This is a genomic window from Panacagrimonas perspica (assembly GCF_004364935.1).
GTDB lineage: Bacteria > Pseudomonadota > Gammaproteobacteria > Nevskiales > Nevskiaceae > Panacagrimonas > Panacagrimonas perspica.
The window spans coordinates 3,683-4,862 of record NZ_SOBT01000016.1; the positions used below are offsets into that span (position 1 = coordinate 3,683).

Annotated in this window: 1 protein-coding gene; it reads left to right on the forward strand. The window is 61.7% G+C overall.

The genetic code is table 11. The features are described 5' to 3' along the window. On the forward strand, positions 1–1,180 hold a 1,180-nt coding region (locus DFR24_RS24245), incomplete at both ends, for a DUF1302 family protein (protein ID WP_366518979.1).

Below are 1,180 nucleotides of genomic sequence, written 5' to 3' on the forward strand. Positions count from 1 at the left end.
ACCGCTACGCTGACACCGGCAAGGTCAACTACTACGAGGCCAAGGGCCGCAACGGGCGCAACATCAATCCGCTCGAGCTTGCCGGTCGCGACTACTTCGTCGACTTCGGCACGCTGATCCTCAATTACAAGGCCGACAACTACGACATCCGTTTCGGCAACCAGCAGATCGCCTGGGGCCAGGCCATCTTCTTCCGCACCTTCGACGTCGCCAACGGCCTGGATCTTCGCCGCCATCTGGTGATCGATCGCGCGGTGGAAGAGTTCGAGGACGAACGCGTACCGAAGATCGCATTGCGCGCTACCGCGCAGGTCACGGACTTCATGATCGTCGACAGCTACGTCGGCAAGTTCCAGCCGGACATCCTCACCAACCCGAACACGCCGTACAACGTCATTCCCTCGCAGTTCTACCGGCCGCTGGACAACTACTTCACCGGCAATTACGACAAGAAGCTCGACTTCGGCGTGCGCGTGAAGACGGATTACGGCGATTGGGGCTGGCAGGCGATGGCGGTGAGCCGCTACAACCCGCTCGGTGCGTTCCGCTGGGCCGAGAGCGGCATCAACAAGGGGTTGTATGGCCCGGTCGGCGCAGCGGTGGAGCTCGCTTATTCGGCTCGCCCGCAGTGCGTGGGCCTGCCCACCGACAGCCCGTCGACGTGCCGCATGTACAGCTCAATCGGCGAATCGCTGTCGCACACGCCGTTCACGATCGGACCGGGCGGCATCTACAGCGATCGCGAGTGGTTCTCCGGTGCGGCGAGCGTTCGCCTGGATGGCTTCGATGCCTTGAACACCGCCATTCGCGAATACCCCGCGCTGCGTGATTCGTTCGCCTCCGAAGTCTCCACGCTCGACGAAGCCAGCCACCTGCTGAACACGTTCTTCATCGGATCGGGCGGATCGATCCGCGGCAACGTGCAGCGCGACTACTTCCGCGAAGAAGTGTTCGGCCTGGGCGTGAGTTCGGTCACCGAGACGGCGGACATCAACTCGTTCTGGAGCCAGTTCATCATCAACCTCGAGGTGCAGTACACGCCCAAGCGTGTCTTCACCAAGGAAGACCTGAGCAATGATTTCCTGAAGTCCGACGAGTACATCATCACGCTGGTCGGCGAGAAGTGGTACCGCTATTCGGACAGCTTCCCGGCCGCGTACCTGGTGTTCCAGGGCATGCA